Origin of the sequence: Qipengyuania aurantiaca (genome assembly GCF_019711375.1) — a bacterium.
GTDB lineage: Bacteria > Pseudomonadota > Alphaproteobacteria > Sphingomonadales > Sphingomonadaceae > Qipengyuania > Qipengyuania aurantiaca.
The window spans coordinates 1,523,974-1,538,984 of record NZ_CP081295.1; the positions used below are offsets into that span (position 1 = coordinate 1,523,974).

14 protein-coding genes are annotated in these 15,011 nt (G+C 63.7%); 3 read left to right on the top strand and 11 right to left on the bottom strand.

What is annotated here, in order from left to right:
• Positions 1 to 8: 8 nt before the first annotated feature.
• Positions 9 to 296 carry a type IV conjugative transfer system protein TraL gene (traL, locus tag K3148_RS07380; RefSeq protein ID WP_006834208.1) on the bottom strand — a complete coding sequence of 96 codons (288 nt, stop codon included), beginning with the start codon at positions 294 to 296 and terminating at the stop codon, positions 9 to 11.
• 31 nt (positions 297 to 327) lie between these two features.
• Positions 328 to 660 (bottom strand): hypothetical protein, encoded by a 333-nt coding sequence (locus K3148_RS07385; RefSeq protein WP_221424212.1) that lies wholly within the window; start codon positions 658 to 660, stop codon positions 328 to 330.
• Between the two features lie 367 nt (positions 661 to 1,027).
• Between K3148_RS07385 and K3148_RS07390 the strand changes: the two genes are divergently transcribed.
• Complete coding sequence (locus K3148_RS07390) at positions 1,028 to 1,519, top strand: hypothetical protein (RefSeq protein WP_221424213.1); 492 nt, start codon at positions 1,028 to 1,030, stop codon at positions 1,517 to 1,519.
• Complete coding sequence (locus tag K3148_RS07395; RefSeq protein ID WP_221424214.1) at positions 1,512 to 1,727, top strand: helix-turn-helix transcriptional regulator; 216 nt, start codon at positions 1,512 to 1,514, stop codon at positions 1,725 to 1,727. Before K3148_RS07390 ends, K3148_RS07395 begins: the two co-directional genes overlap by 8 nt.
• Before the next feature lie 289 nt (positions 1,728 to 2,016).
• Here K3148_RS07395 and K3148_RS07400 read toward each other — a convergent pair whose 3' ends face one another.
• From K3148_RS07400 to K3148_RS07430, 7 genes are all read right to left on the bottom strand, one after another.
• The gene (locus K3148_RS07400) at positions 2,017 to 3,984 is read right to left on the bottom strand and encodes a heavy metal translocating P-type ATPase (RefSeq protein WP_221424215.1); all 1,968 of its coding nucleotides are present in this window, start codon (positions 3,982 to 3,984) and stop codon (positions 2,017 to 2,019) included.
• Positions 3,985 to 3,988: 4 nt separating this feature from the next.
• A complete protein-coding gene (locus tag K3148_RS07405; RefSeq protein WP_221426652.1) occupies positions 3,989 to 7,255 on the bottom strand; it encodes an efflux RND transporter permease subunit in 3,267 nt (1,088 codons plus the stop codon).
• A 58-nt stretch (positions 7,256 to 7,313) separates the two neighbouring features.
• Positions 7,314 to 8,459 (bottom strand): efflux RND transporter periplasmic adaptor subunit, encoded by a 1,146-nt coding sequence (locus K3148_RS07410; RefSeq protein WP_221424216.1) that lies wholly within the window; start codon positions 8,457 to 8,459, stop codon positions 7,314 to 7,316.
• An 11-nt stretch (positions 8,460 to 8,470) separates the two neighbouring features.
• Positions 8,471 to 9,724 (bottom strand): TolC family protein, encoded by a 1,254-nt coding sequence (locus K3148_RS07415; RefSeq protein WP_221424217.1) that lies wholly within the window; start codon positions 9,722 to 9,724, stop codon positions 8,471 to 8,473.
• Between the two features lie 65 nt (positions 9,725 to 9,789).
• Positions 9,790 to 10,128: a hypothetical protein gene (locus tag K3148_RS07420; protein WP_061921343.1), complete on the bottom strand. Its 339-nt coding sequence runs from the start codon at positions 10,126 to 10,128 to the stop codon at positions 9,790 to 9,792.
• A gap of 103 nt (positions 10,129 to 10,231) precedes the next feature.
• On the bottom strand, positions 10,232 to 10,606 hold the full coding sequence (locus tag K3148_RS07425; protein ID WP_221424218.1) for a DUF3703 domain-containing protein: 375 nt from the start codon (positions 10,604 to 10,606) through the stop codon (positions 10,232 to 10,234).
• Positions 10,599 to 11,219 carry a cation efflux transmembrane domain-containing protein gene (locus K3148_RS07430; RefSeq protein WP_109808968.1) on the bottom strand — a complete coding sequence of 207 codons (621 nt, stop codon included), beginning with the start codon at positions 11,217 to 11,219 and terminating at the stop codon, positions 10,599 to 10,601. The genes K3148_RS07425 and K3148_RS07430 overlap by 8 nt, the downstream gene beginning before the upstream one ends.
• Before the next feature lie 67 nt (positions 11,220 to 11,286).
• On the opposite strand from K3148_RS07430, the gene K3148_RS07435 reads away from it, so the two are divergent.
• A complete protein-coding gene (locus K3148_RS07435; protein WP_221424219.1) occupies positions 11,287 to 11,682 on the top strand; it encodes a MerR family transcriptional regulator in 396 nt (131 codons plus the stop codon).
• Between the two features lie 226 nt (positions 11,683 to 11,908).
• On the opposite strand, the gene K3148_RS07440 is transcribed toward K3148_RS07435, so the two are convergent.
• Together K3148_RS07440 and K3148_RS07445 are read right to left on the bottom strand one after the other, a co-directional pair.
• Complete coding sequence (locus K3148_RS07440) at positions 11,909 to 13,129, bottom strand: copper resistance protein B (protein WP_221424220.1); 1,221 nt, start codon at positions 13,127 to 13,129, stop codon at positions 11,909 to 11,911.
• Complete coding sequence (locus K3148_RS07445; protein WP_221424221.1) at positions 13,129 to 14,949, bottom strand: copper resistance system multicopper oxidase; 1,821 nt, start codon at positions 14,947 to 14,949, stop codon at positions 13,129 to 13,131. The genes K3148_RS07440 and K3148_RS07445 overlap by 1 nt, the downstream gene beginning before the upstream one ends.
• Positions 14,950 to 15,011 lie beyond the last annotated feature (62 nt).

Genomic DNA, 15,011 nt, shown 5'->3' on the forward strand with positions numbered 1-15,011 from the left:
CGCCTCCCTCAGCCTGCCAACAGGCGGCAGTGGGAGGGCGGCGTGGCTTTCAGCCCGAGAAAGCTCCCGGGCAGGTACCAGTACGCAGCATGCACCAGTGCCGAACCGGCGCCGCGTGCCTTTGCCTTCCGCAAGGCGAGCCAGGCCCCGGCGGCCAGGCCGATACCGATGAAGATATGCTGCGAGAGAATGCCCCAGGCGAAGGGAATGAGAATCCCTGCAAACTCGTCGATGGTCCAGAAGCCGATGAGCTCCGGGTCGTCGAGCCGCCGTGGAACGAGGTACCTGTCGGCCATGCCGCCCTCCTGTCGTAACCGGAACCGCTGATCAGATGACCGCGGTCACGACCGAGGTGACGATCGGCACGCCGGTGCCGACGCCGATCCCGACGCCGACCGGCACCGCGACCTGGCCGAGCGAGAAGCGCCCGGAGGCGAGACCGATCAGACCGCCCGCGAGGCTGAGCACGGTGATGATCTTGCCGCCCGAGCCTTCAAGGAAGTCGGTGAACTTGGTCAGCGCGGGATCGAAGGTGGTGTCGGCGCCGGCAAAGGCTGCACCGGCGCATGCCAGCGCCACGCAGGCGGGAAGAATGTAGTCGCGGCCGCGAGCACGGTTGGTCGTGCGCTGCTGGGCCGGAAGGGCTGTCTTGGTGGTCATGGATGAAAACTCCGAGGGATTGAACATCAGCCAGCGATGCGTTCGCTGTATGTTCTTTCCTCTCCCCGGAGCAGGGATGTAGGAAATCGGGAATTGGATTTTGGGGCTGCCGACCAAGCAAAAAGCGACATCGGGAGGTGCGCTGGCCGGGATTCGCGCAGGCTGATCGCGAAGCAGCGCCGACTGTGCCGGCATCTGAGCGAAGCGTGCCGTGATACGCGCAAATGCGGCCGGAATTTGCGCGAATCACTGAAGGAAGCCGATTCGCTCCCTCCTCTATGTTCTCTTAATGTTCTTTTCGTTTTCCTACAGGCTTCCTTCGCGGTTAGCCGGTGAGTCGATCACCTCCAGAGAAAAGGACTCGTCGATGACCAACATGGCGCTCTTTGCCGAACAACAGGTTCGCGCCGACCTCGCCCGGCTGCTTTTGGCAGCCGTCGAAGCCAGCGGCCGTGCCCGCTGCGACATCGCACGCGACGCGCAGATCCATAAGGATGCCCTGCGCCGGGTCCTTGCAGGCGAACGCTCGGCCAGCCTCGGTGAAGCCTTGCGTATTCTCGCGGCGTGCGGCGTCGCGCCGCACGCACACCTGCTCCTGTTCCTCGTCAGCAGCGGCGATCACGCGATCGCTTGGCTGCAATCGGACCTCGCGCAGTTCCTCGAGGACTTTTCCGGCGAACTGCCTTCAGCACTCGAACGAGTCCTCGGCAATCAGGTTCATGACGTGAAGCCGCGTTGGGCCAAGGGTACGGCGCACCGTGTCGCCCGCCTGCTTTCCGATCACATCGATGAGCTCGAACGCAAGGACGCGCTGCTTGGCGATGTCTTCGCCGGTGCCGAAGGAGGCCATCGTGGGTGAAGAGATCGACAAAGGAGCGACGGAGTCTCGCAGGGTGACGCGGCTAATTCGCTTGCCCGAAGTGCAGCACCGCGTCGGGCTTGGCCGTTCGACGATCTATCGCTGGATGAGTGAAGGCAAGTTTCCGAAGCCGGTGCAACTCGGTGGTTATGCGGTCGCATGGGCGGAAGACGAGGTACAGGCCTGGATAGCGACGCGGCTGAAATGAAGGCGAACAGTCCATTCATGGACGATCTGGATCTGAATCTCGGAATTGCGGAAGCGGACGGGGCTTGGGGTCCTGCGCAGGAATCTTCGCAGACGGATCGAGACCCGGATAATCCTTATCGAAGCCGACCCCATGTCTTCGCGTGGATTAGGGCAAGGGATCCTGTCCGGACCACCATGGTTGCAGGCAGTTATCGCAACAGGCGCCGTCACATCACAATCGTCTTAAGCTCGATGCTTGCTTGCTACTGGCTTGCGGGGAAGCTGGCCTGTCCGGAGCGCACGTTCAACTATGGATCGTAGCGAAGAAGTCGCAACGCATTGAACACGACGAGAAGCGTCGATCCTTCATGCATTACGACAGCGGGCCCGATCCCAAGCCCGAATATGGTCGCGGGAACCAGCAGAGCGACCACGCCCAGGCTGACATAGACGTTCTGGCGGATGATGCTGCGCGATTTGCGAGACAGGCCGACAGCAAAGGGCAGATGGCGCAGATCATCCGCCATCAAAGCGACGTCCGCCGTTTCAAGCGCGACGTCGGATCCGGCGGCGCCCATGGCGATGCCGACTGTGGCGCGCGCCATGGCGGGCGCATCATTCACTCCGTCGCCGACCATGGCGACCTTTGCTTCCCGGCTGAGCGCCTCGATAGTCGCGACCTTGTCTTCGGGCATGAGGTCGCCGCGCGCCTCGTCCAGCCCCACCTCGGCGGCGATAGCCTCGGCAACCTTGGCGTGATCGCCCGAGATCATGAGCATCCGTTCAATGCCAAGCTTGCGCAGTTCCTTCAGCGTCTCCTGCGCGCCGTCGCGCGGCGTATCCATCATCCCGATTACGCCGAGATCGCGTCCGCCGTAGCGCACGGCCATCGTCGTGCGCCCCTCATCGCGCAGCTTCTCGATGGCGTCGGCTGACGGTGTGCCGAGTGGTTCGAGCCCATCCGCGCCGAACATCTCCGCCTTTCCGATCCATGCCGTCTTCCCTTCGAGCATGGCTTTCACGCCGCGTCCGGTCAGGCTTTCCAGGCCCTCGGCTTTCCGATCCGCTGGTGCGTCCAGACGCGCCTTGCCATCCCTAACGACCGCTTGCGCCAGCGGATGGTCGCTCAGCGCCTCGACCGCCACGGCGACTTGCAGCAACTCACGTTCATCAATGCCCGGGGCCGGGATCACATCGGTTATCCGCGGCTCACCTTCGGTGAGCGTGCCGGTCTTGTCGAAGGCGATGGCCTTCAGCGTGCCGAGATCTTCCAGCGCTGCACCGCCTTTCACCAGCACGCCGCCACGTGCCGCGCGGGCAACGCCGGACAGCACGGCACTGGGCGTGGCGATTGCCAGGGCACAGGGACTGGCCGCGACCAGCACGGCCATGGCACGATAGAAACTCTCGCTGAAAGGCTCGTCAATCACCAGCGGCGCACAGAGCAACAGCGCGGCCAGCAGTAGCACGAGAGGGACAAATATGCGTTCGAACTTGTCGGTCATCCGCTGGGTGGGCGAGCGTTCGGTTTCCGCTGCAGCCACCAGCGCGGCAACCTTGCTGAGCGTGCTTTCGTTCGATTTACGCGTTACCTCGATTTCCAGCGCGCCGCTGCCATTGATGGTCCCGGCAAAGGCGCGCGAGACGGCATCGACGGCGCCGGCAGCCGTGCGCGCTGCGGCACGATCCTCAACCGGACGTTTGTCGACCGGAATGCTCTCGCCGGTCACGGGTGCCTGATTGATGGCAGACTGACCCTTGATGATGAAACCATCGGCAGGCAGGCGCTCGTTGGGACGGACCAGCACGACGTCGCCGACGACAAGTTCCTCGACTGCGACATCGACCGGCGATCCGTCGCGCAGCACGGTCGCGCGTTCGGGTGCAAGTTCGGCCAGCGCGTCGATCGCGCGCTTCGCGCGGCCCATGGCGAAACTTTCCAGCGCATGACCCAGGCTGAACAGGAACAGCAGCAGTGCGCCTTCCGCGAACTCGCCCAGGATCGCCGCCCCCGCCGCCGCGACGAGCATAAGCGAATCGATCTTGAACTGGCGTGCCCGCGCATTCTCGACTGCTTCGCGAAGCGTGAATAGTCCGCCGAAAAAGTAGGCGGCGACATACCCTGCCAGAGGCACCCAGTGCGGCGCGGTGGGCACCAGCTTCTCTACCGCAAACCCCACCGCCAGCGTGATGCCGGAAAGGATAGCGAAGGCCAGTTCTACGGGGAGGCCGAAAAGCTTGGCAACCCCATGCGCGTGATCGTGATTGTCAGCCATATATTCAGATCTCCCCAGAGGGATATTCGCGGCGTTCGGCGCGAGTCAGGTTGAGCCGGAGCATCGCTCGCCAATTCTCACGCCATCCGACATCTTGGCCGTTCGCGCGCAGCACCAGCCGGGCAATGGCAGGAAGGACGAAGAGTGTCAGCGCGGTTGCGGTGATCAATCCGCCGATCACGACAGTGGCGAGCGGACGCTGGACTTCCGCGCCCGTGCCGGTCGCAAGGGCCATCGGCACGAAGCCGAGCGAGGCCACCAAGGCTGTCATCAGCACCGGTCGCAGCCTTGCCAACGCACCGTCACAGATCGCGTCGTCGAGCGACATTCCCTTGTCGAGGCGCTGTCGTATCGCGGTCATCATCACGAGGCCATTCAGCACCGCGACACCCGATAGGGCGATGAAGCCCACGGCGGCGGACACCGAGAACGGCATCCCCCGTAAGGCAAGCGCGAAAACCCCGCCTGCCAGTGCCATCGGGATCGCGCTGAACACCGCCAGCGCTGGCACCCATCCGCCGAGCGCCATGAACAGGAGCAGCAATACCAGCGCGAAGCAGACCGGAACGACGAGGGCGAGCCTTGCCTGCGCGGCCTGGAGGTTCTGGTATTGCCCGCCCCATTCGATGAAGGATGCGGCCGGCAGTTCGACGCTTTCGAAGACGCCTGCCCGGGCCTCCTCGACAAAGGACCCGAGATCGCGTTCGCGCACGTTCGCCGACACGATCACCAGTCGGCGACCCTGCTCCCGGCGAACCTCGGCGAGACCATCTACCACTTGGAAATCCGCCAGCGTGCGAAGCGGGACCGTGACCCCGCTTTCGAGGACTATGGGCAGAGCGCCGAGCTGATCGAAATCGTCCCGGGTCGCATCGGCAAGCCGCACGACGACATCGAACCGGCGGTCACCCTCGAACACCAGCCCGGCGGGGCGGCCGCCCAGCGCGATGGCCACGGACTGCGCGACCTCCTCCACGGTCAGACCATAGCGGGCGATCGTCGGTCGATCGAAGGCGATGTCGAGCGTGGGGAAGCCGGTGACCTGCTGGACCTTGACGTCGGCAGCACCCTCGACGCCGCGAAGCACCCCGGCCACTTCTCCGGCTGACCGGGTCAGCGCCGTGAGGTCGTCTCCGTAGAGCTTGACCGCTACGTCGCCGCGAACACCCGCGATCAGCTCGTTGAAGCGCAGTTCGATGGGTTGGCTGAACTCGTAGAGGTTGCCGACCAGACCGCTGAGCGATTCCTCCATCTCGGCGACGAGTTCGTCCTTCGACAGGTCGGGATCGGGCCACTCTTCGCGCGGCTTCAGGATGACGTAGGCATCGGACGCGTTCGGCGGCATCGGATCGCTCGCGACCTCGGCCGTGCCGGTGCGCGAGAAAACCAGTTCTACTTGTGGGAAAGCCTCGAGCTTGTCCTCCACCTGTCTCTGCATGGCGAGCGAGCGTTCGAGCGAGGTCGACGGTATCCGCAGCGACTGAACCGCGATGTCCCGCTCGTCGAGCTGCGGCGTGAACTCGCTGCCGAGAAAGGTAAACATGAAGGCTGCTACGGCAAACATCCCGGCACCCGCCCCGATCACCGGCCATGGGCGTGCGATGGCACGTCGCAGGGCCGGGCCATAGCGTTCCTTCGCGATCCGGACCGGCTTGACCTCCTTCTCGGTCAGCTTGCGATTGAGGAGCACCGCGATCATCGCCGGGACAAAGGTCAGCGACAGCACGAAGGCGGAGGCGAGCGCCAGCATGACCGTGATGGCCATGGGCGAGAACGTCTTGCCCTCGACACCGGTGAAGGTGAGAAGCGGCGCATAGACCAAGAGGATGATCGCCTGGCCGTAGACGGTCGGCCTGATCATCTCCTGTGCCGCCAGCCGCGTCTCGGTCAGCCGCTCGCCGAGGCTGAGCAGTCTGCCTTCGTGGTGCTGCCTCGCAGCGAGCCGCGCGACGCTGTTCTCGACGATGATAACTGCGCCATCGACGATTAGGCCGAAGTCCAGTGCCCCGAGGCTCATCAGGTTGCCCGAGACACCAAGCCTGTTCATTCCCACCGCTGCCATCAGCATGGATATCGGAATGACCAATGCGGCGATGATCGCTGCCCGGATATTGCCGAGCATCAGGAACAGGACTGCGATCACCAGAAGCGCGCCCTCGACGAGGTTCTTCTCGACCGTGGCGATGGTCGCATCGACCAGCGACGAGCGGTTGTAGACGATCTCGGCGACCACTCCGGCAGGGAGCGAGGCGCGGACTTCTTCCAGTCGCTCGGCCGAGGCGGCAGCCACGGTGCGGCTGTTCTCGCCGCTGCGCATCAGGACCGTGCCAACGACCGCTTCCTCGCCGTTGAGCGAGGCAGCGCCGGTTCTGAGGTCGCCGCCGATGCGAACCGAGGCGACATCTCCGATCCGGATAGGAACGCCCTCGCGGGTCGCGACCACTGCCTGTTCGATGTCCTGTGTGCCCCCAAGCCGCGCATCGACGCGGACGAGCAGAGCCTCCCCTGCACGATCGACGAAGTTTGCGCCTTCGGCGAGGTTCGCCGCTTCCAGAGCATCGATCAGGGAGTCGAACGACAGACCGTAGCCGGTCAGACGGGCAGGATCGGGCTGGACGAGGAACTGCTTCTCGTAGCCACCGATCGAGTCCACGCCCGCCACCCCGTCGATGGAGCGCATGAGCGGAGCCACCACCCAGTCCTGCACCGTGCGAAGATAGGCTGCCTTGGCGACCTCGGTGTCGAGGCGCTCGCCGCGTTCGGTGATGAAGCTCCCGTCCGCCTGCCAGCCGGTTCGACCACCCTTGGGCGCATCGCGACCTCCCGGATACACGTATTCGATCGTATACATGAGCACTTCGCCCAGGCCCGTCGAGATCGGCCCCATCGTAGGCTCGGCGCCTTCCGGCAGCGAGGCGCCGATCGGGGCGAGCCGTTCGTTCACCTGGCTGCGTGCAAAGTAGATATCGGTGCCTTCTTCGAAGATCGCCGTGACCTGGCTGAAGCCGTTGCGCGAGATCGAGCGGGTCATCTCGAGCCCCTCGATCCCGGCAAGCCCGGTCTCGATGGGAAATGTCACCTGCGTCTCCACCTGCGACGGGGAGAGCGCGGGCGCGCTGGTGTTGATCTGCACCTGCGTGTTGGTGATGTCCGGCACCGCATCGATCGGCAGGCGCAAAAGGTTCATGGCGCCGTAGATCGCGGCGAAGACGGTCAGGACGATGACCGCCCAGCGGAACCGCACGGCGATGTCGAGGATGGCCCCGATCAAACCGTGGCGATGGCTGGCCGAACCGGTGTGGTTTCCCACCTCGGGCGTGGGCCGTGTCTCAGTGACCATGTTCGGCGCCCTCCTTCCCGAGTTCGGCCTTGAGCAGGAAGGCGTTGGCGACAGCGATCCGCCATCCCTCCTGGAGGCCGGAGAGAATTGTCACCATGCCCGCAGACCGAGTTCCGACTTGGACCTCGCGGGCCTGGAACCCGGTCTTCGTCCGGACAAAAACGACATCGCGCCCCTCCACCACCTGGATAGCGTCCTCCGGCACCGCGATGCGGTCGCGGTCGATCTCACCCGAAGGTCTGATCCGCGCCTGGAGAAACGCGCCCGGCTGAAGGCCAGGAATACCGCGCGACAACGACAGGACCGCAGTGGCACTGCGGCTTTCCGGATCGAGAGAAGGCGTGACCGAACGCACCCGGGCGCCAATTTCGCGGCCATCGCCGACGACCAGCACGGCCTCGTCACCAGGCTGGATGCGGGAGGCTTCAGCGGAAGGGAGCGCCACCTCGATCTGAAGCCCGTTCGGATCGACCACGCTGTAAAGCTCCTCGCCGGCGTTCACGAAGGCTCCGAGCACAATGGGTGCCGCGGTGATTCTGCCGGCCAGAGGAGAGGTGACTGCCAGCGATCGCCCATCACCGCTGACACCGGCTGCTGCTACTGCCGCCTGCGCCCGTTGCAATTCCGAACGCGCTACGCTGAGATTGGCCTGCGCGGCTTCCAGATCCTGGCGGGCGGTGACGTTTGCTTCGAACAACCGCCGTTCGCGTTCGTAGGCGGCCGACAGCTCGGTCACCCGGGCCCGTGCCGCGCTGAGTTGCGAGGCAAGCGCGGCGGCATCCGCGCTCTCGATGCGCGCTACGGTCTCGCCGCGTGCAACATAGTCGCCCAGCGTCTTTCCCACCGAGCGAACGACGCCAGAAGCACGGGCGTCGATCCGCGCGGAAGCGCTGGGGCTTGCAGCGACAGTCGCCGGGAAGACGAGCTCGACAGCGGCGCCAGACCGCACGGCGGTCAGCTGTATCCCGGCCTCGCTGATCTGCTCCTCGCTCAGCGTGACCACCCCCTCGGGTGTCTCAGCCTCCACTTCCTCCTGCGCATGGTCGTCGACTTTGGCGGTCGGCCAGAAGATCAGCGTCAGCGCGCCGATCGCGATTACGATACCGACGAGGATCGCCAGATTTCTGCGTGTCATTGATGTATCTTTCATTGTGCGGCCAGCCCGATCAGTTCGGCTGCGGCCAGCCCCCTCTGTTCGCGGGCTGCGATAAGCGCCTCGCGGATCGTGTCGCGCGCCTCGGCGGCAGCTAGAACTTCGATCAGGGGGAAACGTCCGTTGCGATATCCGATGCTCACGAGGCGTAGCGCCTCCTCCGCCTGCGGGAGCGATGTCCGCGACAGGGTCTCGACGCGCGCTTCGGCACCAAGATACCTCGCCCGGGCGGTGGCGACCGTCTGCTCGTAGTCCGCGAGGGCTACGGCTTCGCGAGCGTTCGCTGCCCGCAACCGAGCCTCGGCAGCCGCAACGTTACCCTGGTTGCGATCCCGAAAGGGAAGCGGGATCGAAACACCGACGAGGAAGGCGTTATCGCCGCTTTCCCCGAAGCGCCGCACGCCCGCGGAGACTGTCGGATCGGGAATACGCAGACTTCGCTGCCGCTCGATTTCCGCCGCAGCAGCCGTGCTATCGGCACGCGCAACCCTGTAGGTCAGGCTATCGGCCGCCCCGGCCATAAGTGAGGCGGGCGGGAGGATATCCGGAAAATCCGCCGGAACGAAGGGCGCTTCACTGCCCGCCCATAGAGCGGCAAGCGCAATCCGGGCCGACAGGCTCTCCGCCTCGGCCTCGACGAGATGCGCGCGCGCTTCGGCGAGGGCTGCATCCGCTCTCAGCGCGCGCAGAGGCGGCTCGCGGCCGACCTCCACAAGGACACCGGCGATGCGCGCCAGTTCTTCATTGCGCGCGACCACATCCTGCGCAAGTTCGACCCGGGCAGCAGCGGCAGCAGCCCTGAGGTATCGTTCGCGCACTAATTGTCCGAGTTCCACCGTGGTCAGATCGGCCCTGAGGGCTGCGAGTTCCGCCTGGGCTTCAGCCGCACCGACACGGGCGGAACGTTTGCCGCCGAGTTCGAGACGCTGGCCTACAGAGAGGGTATACTCGGTCGCCTGAAGGCCGGAAAAAGCCCCGCTGCCAGCGAGGTTCTCGACCTCGAAGGACACTTCGGGATTAGGCCGGAGACGGGCCTGATCGACAAGCGCCGCTGCCGCCTCGGATTCCGCGCGGGGTCCCACGAGGCGAGGGTTGGTGGCGGGGGTATCGGTCTCAATGGCAACCCCGCTGAGCTCGAGGGCGTCGTCGAGCGTGACGACACGCTGGGCCTGCGCGCTGGCAGATCCCGTGGACAGGGCGAGTATCAGTCCCCAGACGGGGACTGCTCGCCACGATATGGCGGACATGAATGACTATTCCTCTGCTGACGTTCAGTTCGGCGTCGGATCACTGGTCCGACGCGCGGCGAACGTCAGGCTCGAGGAGGGGGTGTGGCCAGTTCTGCCAAGCCAGAAGCGGACCAGGGTTGGTCGGCCGCCCGGAGCACCGCTACAACCTTGCCGAGCACAGCAGGTTTTGACGATTGGCCCACGGCCTGCGATGCGTGATGGCAATGGCCATGCGCACAGGTACCGTGCTTCTCCGGACCCGTGTCGTCATTGCCCGGCTCGTCATGCTGCTCAAGCTGAGATGCGACCGGAGTCTCTCCCGCGCATTCGGCCGCTTCCGCCACCGGAGTCCACAGGACACCGAATGCGGTGCACAGCGTGATCAGCTGCAGCAAGAAGGAGCGGGCGAAGAGCCGGGTCATCGCGTGTCCGATACCAGCGCGAACTCCACTACGGAAGAACTATTTTGAACGAGGAAATGTGATGTCATCACAAAGCGATAGTCCTCTCTAGCGCGTTTCTTTTTTACCCATCATTTCGATTTGTTGGTAGACCTAGCACACGTCTGATCTCCGGCTCTATTTCCATCCGGGTGAAAGCACTGACATTGGAACGGCCGGTGTTTCCGACCGGCAGCTTTCCTGTAGCGTTACCCAGGGGAGCGAGCGCAAGCCTGAACATCTGACCGCGGACCTCCCGCCAGTCTCCTACTCTCCAGGCAAGCCGCAGCATGCGCAAATGCGCGACGCAGTGCGGTCCGAAACGGTCTTGAGCGACCACGTGGGCGCGCTGGAGATGGTGCCAGGCTTCCTCGAAATTCTGCTCCTTCGCGGCCTTCGCTGCGCGTCGGTATTCTTCTGCGAGGAATGCATTCCTGCTGCTGATAGTATTGCTATTCATGGGCCAGCTCCCGCCGCGCCTGCCCGAATACCTCGATGCTTCCCCAGAACGCCAGTCCGGCCATGATCGAGGCGACCAGCAGGTCGGGCCATGCCTGACCCGTTCCGAAAACGCCGAGAGCGGCCCCGAGAACCGCGATGTTCCCGATGGCGTCGTTGCGCGAGCAAATCCAGACCGACCGCATGTTCGCATCGCCCTCGCGGAAGCGGAAAAGCATAAGTGCGACGATTACGTTGGTCGCCAACGCCAGCGTGCCGACTATTCCCATCGTCGAAGGCTCCGGATCGGCACCTGCTATGAGGCCATAGATGGCGTAGCCGATCACCCAGATACCGAAGGCGAGCATGGTTGCTGCCTTTATCAGAGCAGCTTTCGCCCGCCATGCGAGCGCCATCCCGGCAACGCCCAGGCTGATCGCATAGTTCGCTGCATCGCCGAAGAAATCGAGCGCGTCGGCCTGAAGGGAGCGGGAATCGGCAGCGATACCCGTTACCATTTCGACTATGAACATGGCTGCGTTCGCGATGAGCGCGATCCAAAGGGCGCGGCGCCAGCGCGGCTCATTGTGCGCAGCGGTATCGGGTTCCGGTGTCTGGCAGCAGGACTTGGCCATGCGGCTCTCCTTGCAACATTCGAGTCGCAAGCACATATGCACCTTGTAGCAACTACAAGGTCAAGCGATGCGTATCGGAGAACTCGCCAAAGCCACCGGCACCAAGGCGGAAACCATCCGCTATTATGAGCGTGAAGTTGTTCTGCCCGTCGCCGACAGGACTGATAGTAACTACCGTGATTATTCCGACAGCCATTTGGCTACCCTGACTTTCGTGCGTAGGGCTAGAGGCTTGGGATTCAACATGGTGCAAGTGAAAGAATTGCTCATGCTTTCCGATCACGACGACAAGCCCTGCGAAGATGTTGATCAAATCGTGCGGGATCATCTCGAGGATGTCGAACGCAAGATCTTAGATTTGCAGTCACTCCATGGCGAGCTTGGGCAGCTTCTTCATTCCTGCCGTTCGGACAGGGTAGGCGAGTGTCGCATTCTCGAAAGCCTCGCGCGCCCCATGCGTTGACAATGACTGGCGGAGGGTCGGCTTTGGACGTCATTGGATGCAGTCTCAGAAGACCGAAATGAGGTGCAAGGCGTACATTGATCCCGCCCTGACTTCAGTAGCCGCAGAACCAATGTTGAGTCCCAAAAAAGCTACGTGATCATCCAAATAGGATGTTCATTAGCTGTCCTAAATTGAACACATCAAAAATGAAGGCCCGCCATTCGCCCACACTAAGCGGCGGTGTTCAAAACCAGAATCGGACGCCCACAACGTAGTTGGTCACGCTCGGATCCTCGCCCGCAATGCGGGCATAGTCGGCGCTTTGGCCCACCTTCCATTCCTGTTCAACGCCGACATAGGGCGCGAATTCACGCGCGAATTCGTAGCGCAGCCGCAGTCCGAGTTCGACCGATTCGAGACCTGCTCCGACACCCAGTTCGGGAATGTCCTGCGCTGACAGGTTTACTTCGGCGCGCGGTTGCAGGATCAGGCGCTGGGTAATGCGCTGGTCTAGTTCGGCTTCCACACGTGCCGTCAGATCGCCTTTGGTGGACAGGAACGCGGCCGCGTCGATCTCGAACATATAAGGCGCAAGTCCCTGCACGCCGATGACGGCATGGGTGCGTTCGGGACCGGTCAGGTCCTGTCGAACACCAGCCTGCAGGTCCCACCAAGGACCGATCGCGTGGCTCCAAAGGCCTTGGATTTCGGCGGACTCGGGCTTCTCTCCGAAGGTACCTTCGCCCTCGCTCTTGAACCAGAATTTGTCGAGGTCGCCGCCGTAATAGCCTTGCACGTCCCACAAGTAACCATCGCCACCTTCCCGTGCGCGATACTCAGCCCGATCGCCCTGGAACCAGAACACGTTCATCCCGCCGTTCTCGGCGCGCAGAGCATCGCGCGAGGCGCGCATCGCTTCGGCGCCCCAGATCGCGTCGGCGGCGCGGGGCGGTCCCGATCCCGCCGCTGCCGGAGGCGGTCCTTGTGGGATGGGTGTCATGTCCATCGTGCCATGGTCCATGGCTCCGTGGTCCATGTCTCCATGGGCCATCGTCTGATGGTCCATCGGCGCTTGGCCGGACGATTGCATCCCTTCATGGCCCATCGCCGCGTGGTCCATGCTTTCCATATTGGAATGTTCCATCGCCGGCATCTCGCTATGATCCATCGCCGAATGGTCCATGGCGGAATGGTCCATTCCTTCCATTTGAGCGTGGTCCATCTGCGAATGATCCATGCCAGAATGGCCCTCGTGCCGATCGGCGGAGACTGGTTCCCCCGGTGGCGTGGCAGGCTCACAAGCCCCCTCGGGCACCGGATGGCCCATGGCGCGATGGCGTGCGGCTTCCTGTTCGCATTCGGTCTGGGCTGGCGATTGCGCGCTAGGCAGCGCGTGACCTGAATGGTCCTGTGCGATAGCGGGAGTTGCGGCGCTCGCGAGGAGCATGGCGACGACCAGGCGCATCAGTCTTCTCCCACCCGCTTCACATCGGGTGCCGAAGGCGGCTTGGCGACGGTCACGATCTGAAACATGCCCGAATGCATGTGGTAGAGCAGATGGCAGTGGAAGGCCCAGTCGCCCTGTTCGTCGGCGGTGAGGTCGAAGGTCGCGCTGCCGCTGGGCTGGACGATCACCGTGTGCTTCTGCGGCTGGCGATCGGCAGGCGCGCCGTTGACCAGTTCGAAGAAATGGCCGTGCAGGTGGATCGGGTGCGCCATCATCGTGTCGTTGACGAGTTTGACCCGCACGCGTTCGTTATAGGCGAAGCGGATCGGATCGTCGCTCACGGCGGTGAACTTCTTGCCGTCGAACGACCACATGTAGCGCTCCATATTGCCGGTCAGATGAATCTCCATTTGTCGTGACGGGCGGCGCAGATCGTCGTTCGGTTCGAGCGCGACAAGATCTTTGTAGTTCAGGACTTTGTGCGGCACGTCGTCCAGCCCAAGGCCAGGATCGCCCATGCGATCGACCGGATTCATCGACACCATGTCGATACCGGGGCCGACCTTCACACTGGGCGGCAGCAGGGACGTGTCGCGCATGTTCATGCCGCTCATATCCATTCCGGACATCGGATCGGGGGTCGCACCCTGCGATGACATGTCATGGCCCATGGCCGTATGATCCATGCCGGCCATGTCGCCGCTGCCATGGTCCATTCCACCCGACCCGTGGCTCATACCCATGTCCGCCATCGTCAGAAGCGGCGGATCGCGCAAGGGCGGGATAGGAGCCCGCGCGCCGGGACGCGAGGCGAGGGTCGCCACCGCCATGCCCGACCGGTCCATGCTCTCGGCCACGATTGTCCGCGCCTCACCGGTCGGCTCGACAACGATGTCGTAGGTCTCCGCCGTGCCGATCTGGAACTCCTCGACCTCGACCGGGCGCACGTTTTGCCCATCGGCGCCAACCACCCAGAACTTCACCCCGGGAATGCGGACGTTGAAGAAGGTCATCGCGCTGCCGTTGATGACGCGCAGCCGCACCCGCTCGCCGGGATTAAATAGGAACTCGAGACCCTCTTCCGGGCCGCGTCCGTTGGCGAGATAGGTGTAAGTCGAGCCCGTCACGTCCAGGATGTCGGTCGCCATCATGCGCATGCGCGCCCACATCCGCCGGTCTTCGCCAGAGAGCGGATAGTCGTCGGTCCAAGTGTTCTGCTGGTAATTGAAGTAGCCTTCGCCCTTCTTCAGCTTGTCCATGATGGTGTGCGGGTGGAGCGGGGTGAAATCGCTCAGCAGCAGCACGTAATCGCGGTCTGCCTGCACCGCGTCCGGGCCGGAGGGTTCGACCACGATCGGCCCGTAATGCCCCGCCTGTTCCTGCAGTCCCGAATGGCTGTGCCACCAGTAGGTGCCGTGCTGGCGAAGCGCAGGGATGTCGTAGACGAAGGTCTCACCCGGCTTAATCCCGGGGAAGCTGACGCCAGGGACGCCATCGAACTGGAACGGCAGCAGCAGGCCATGCCAATGGATCGAGCTGTCCTCATCAAGAGTGTTCGTGACCGCGAGGCGAACCGGCTGACCTTCGCGCAGGCGCACCAGCGGACCGGGCACGCTACCGTTCACGGCGACTGCGTGTCCGCGGCGGCCCTGCACGACGCGCGGGCCTTCGCCGATTGTCAGGGCAATGTCGCGGCCTGACACCGCGTCGAAGCCAGGGCGGATCGATCCACCGCCGTGCAGATCGGCACCGCGTGCCCAGGCGGGCAAGGCCAGTGCACCTGCGCCAAGCGCTCCTGCTCCAATCAGTCTTCGACGGGAAACCAGCAATTGAGACATGGGTCTTGCAACTCCTTCTGCCCTTGTCATATATACCCCCCAAGGGTATTGCAAGATACCCC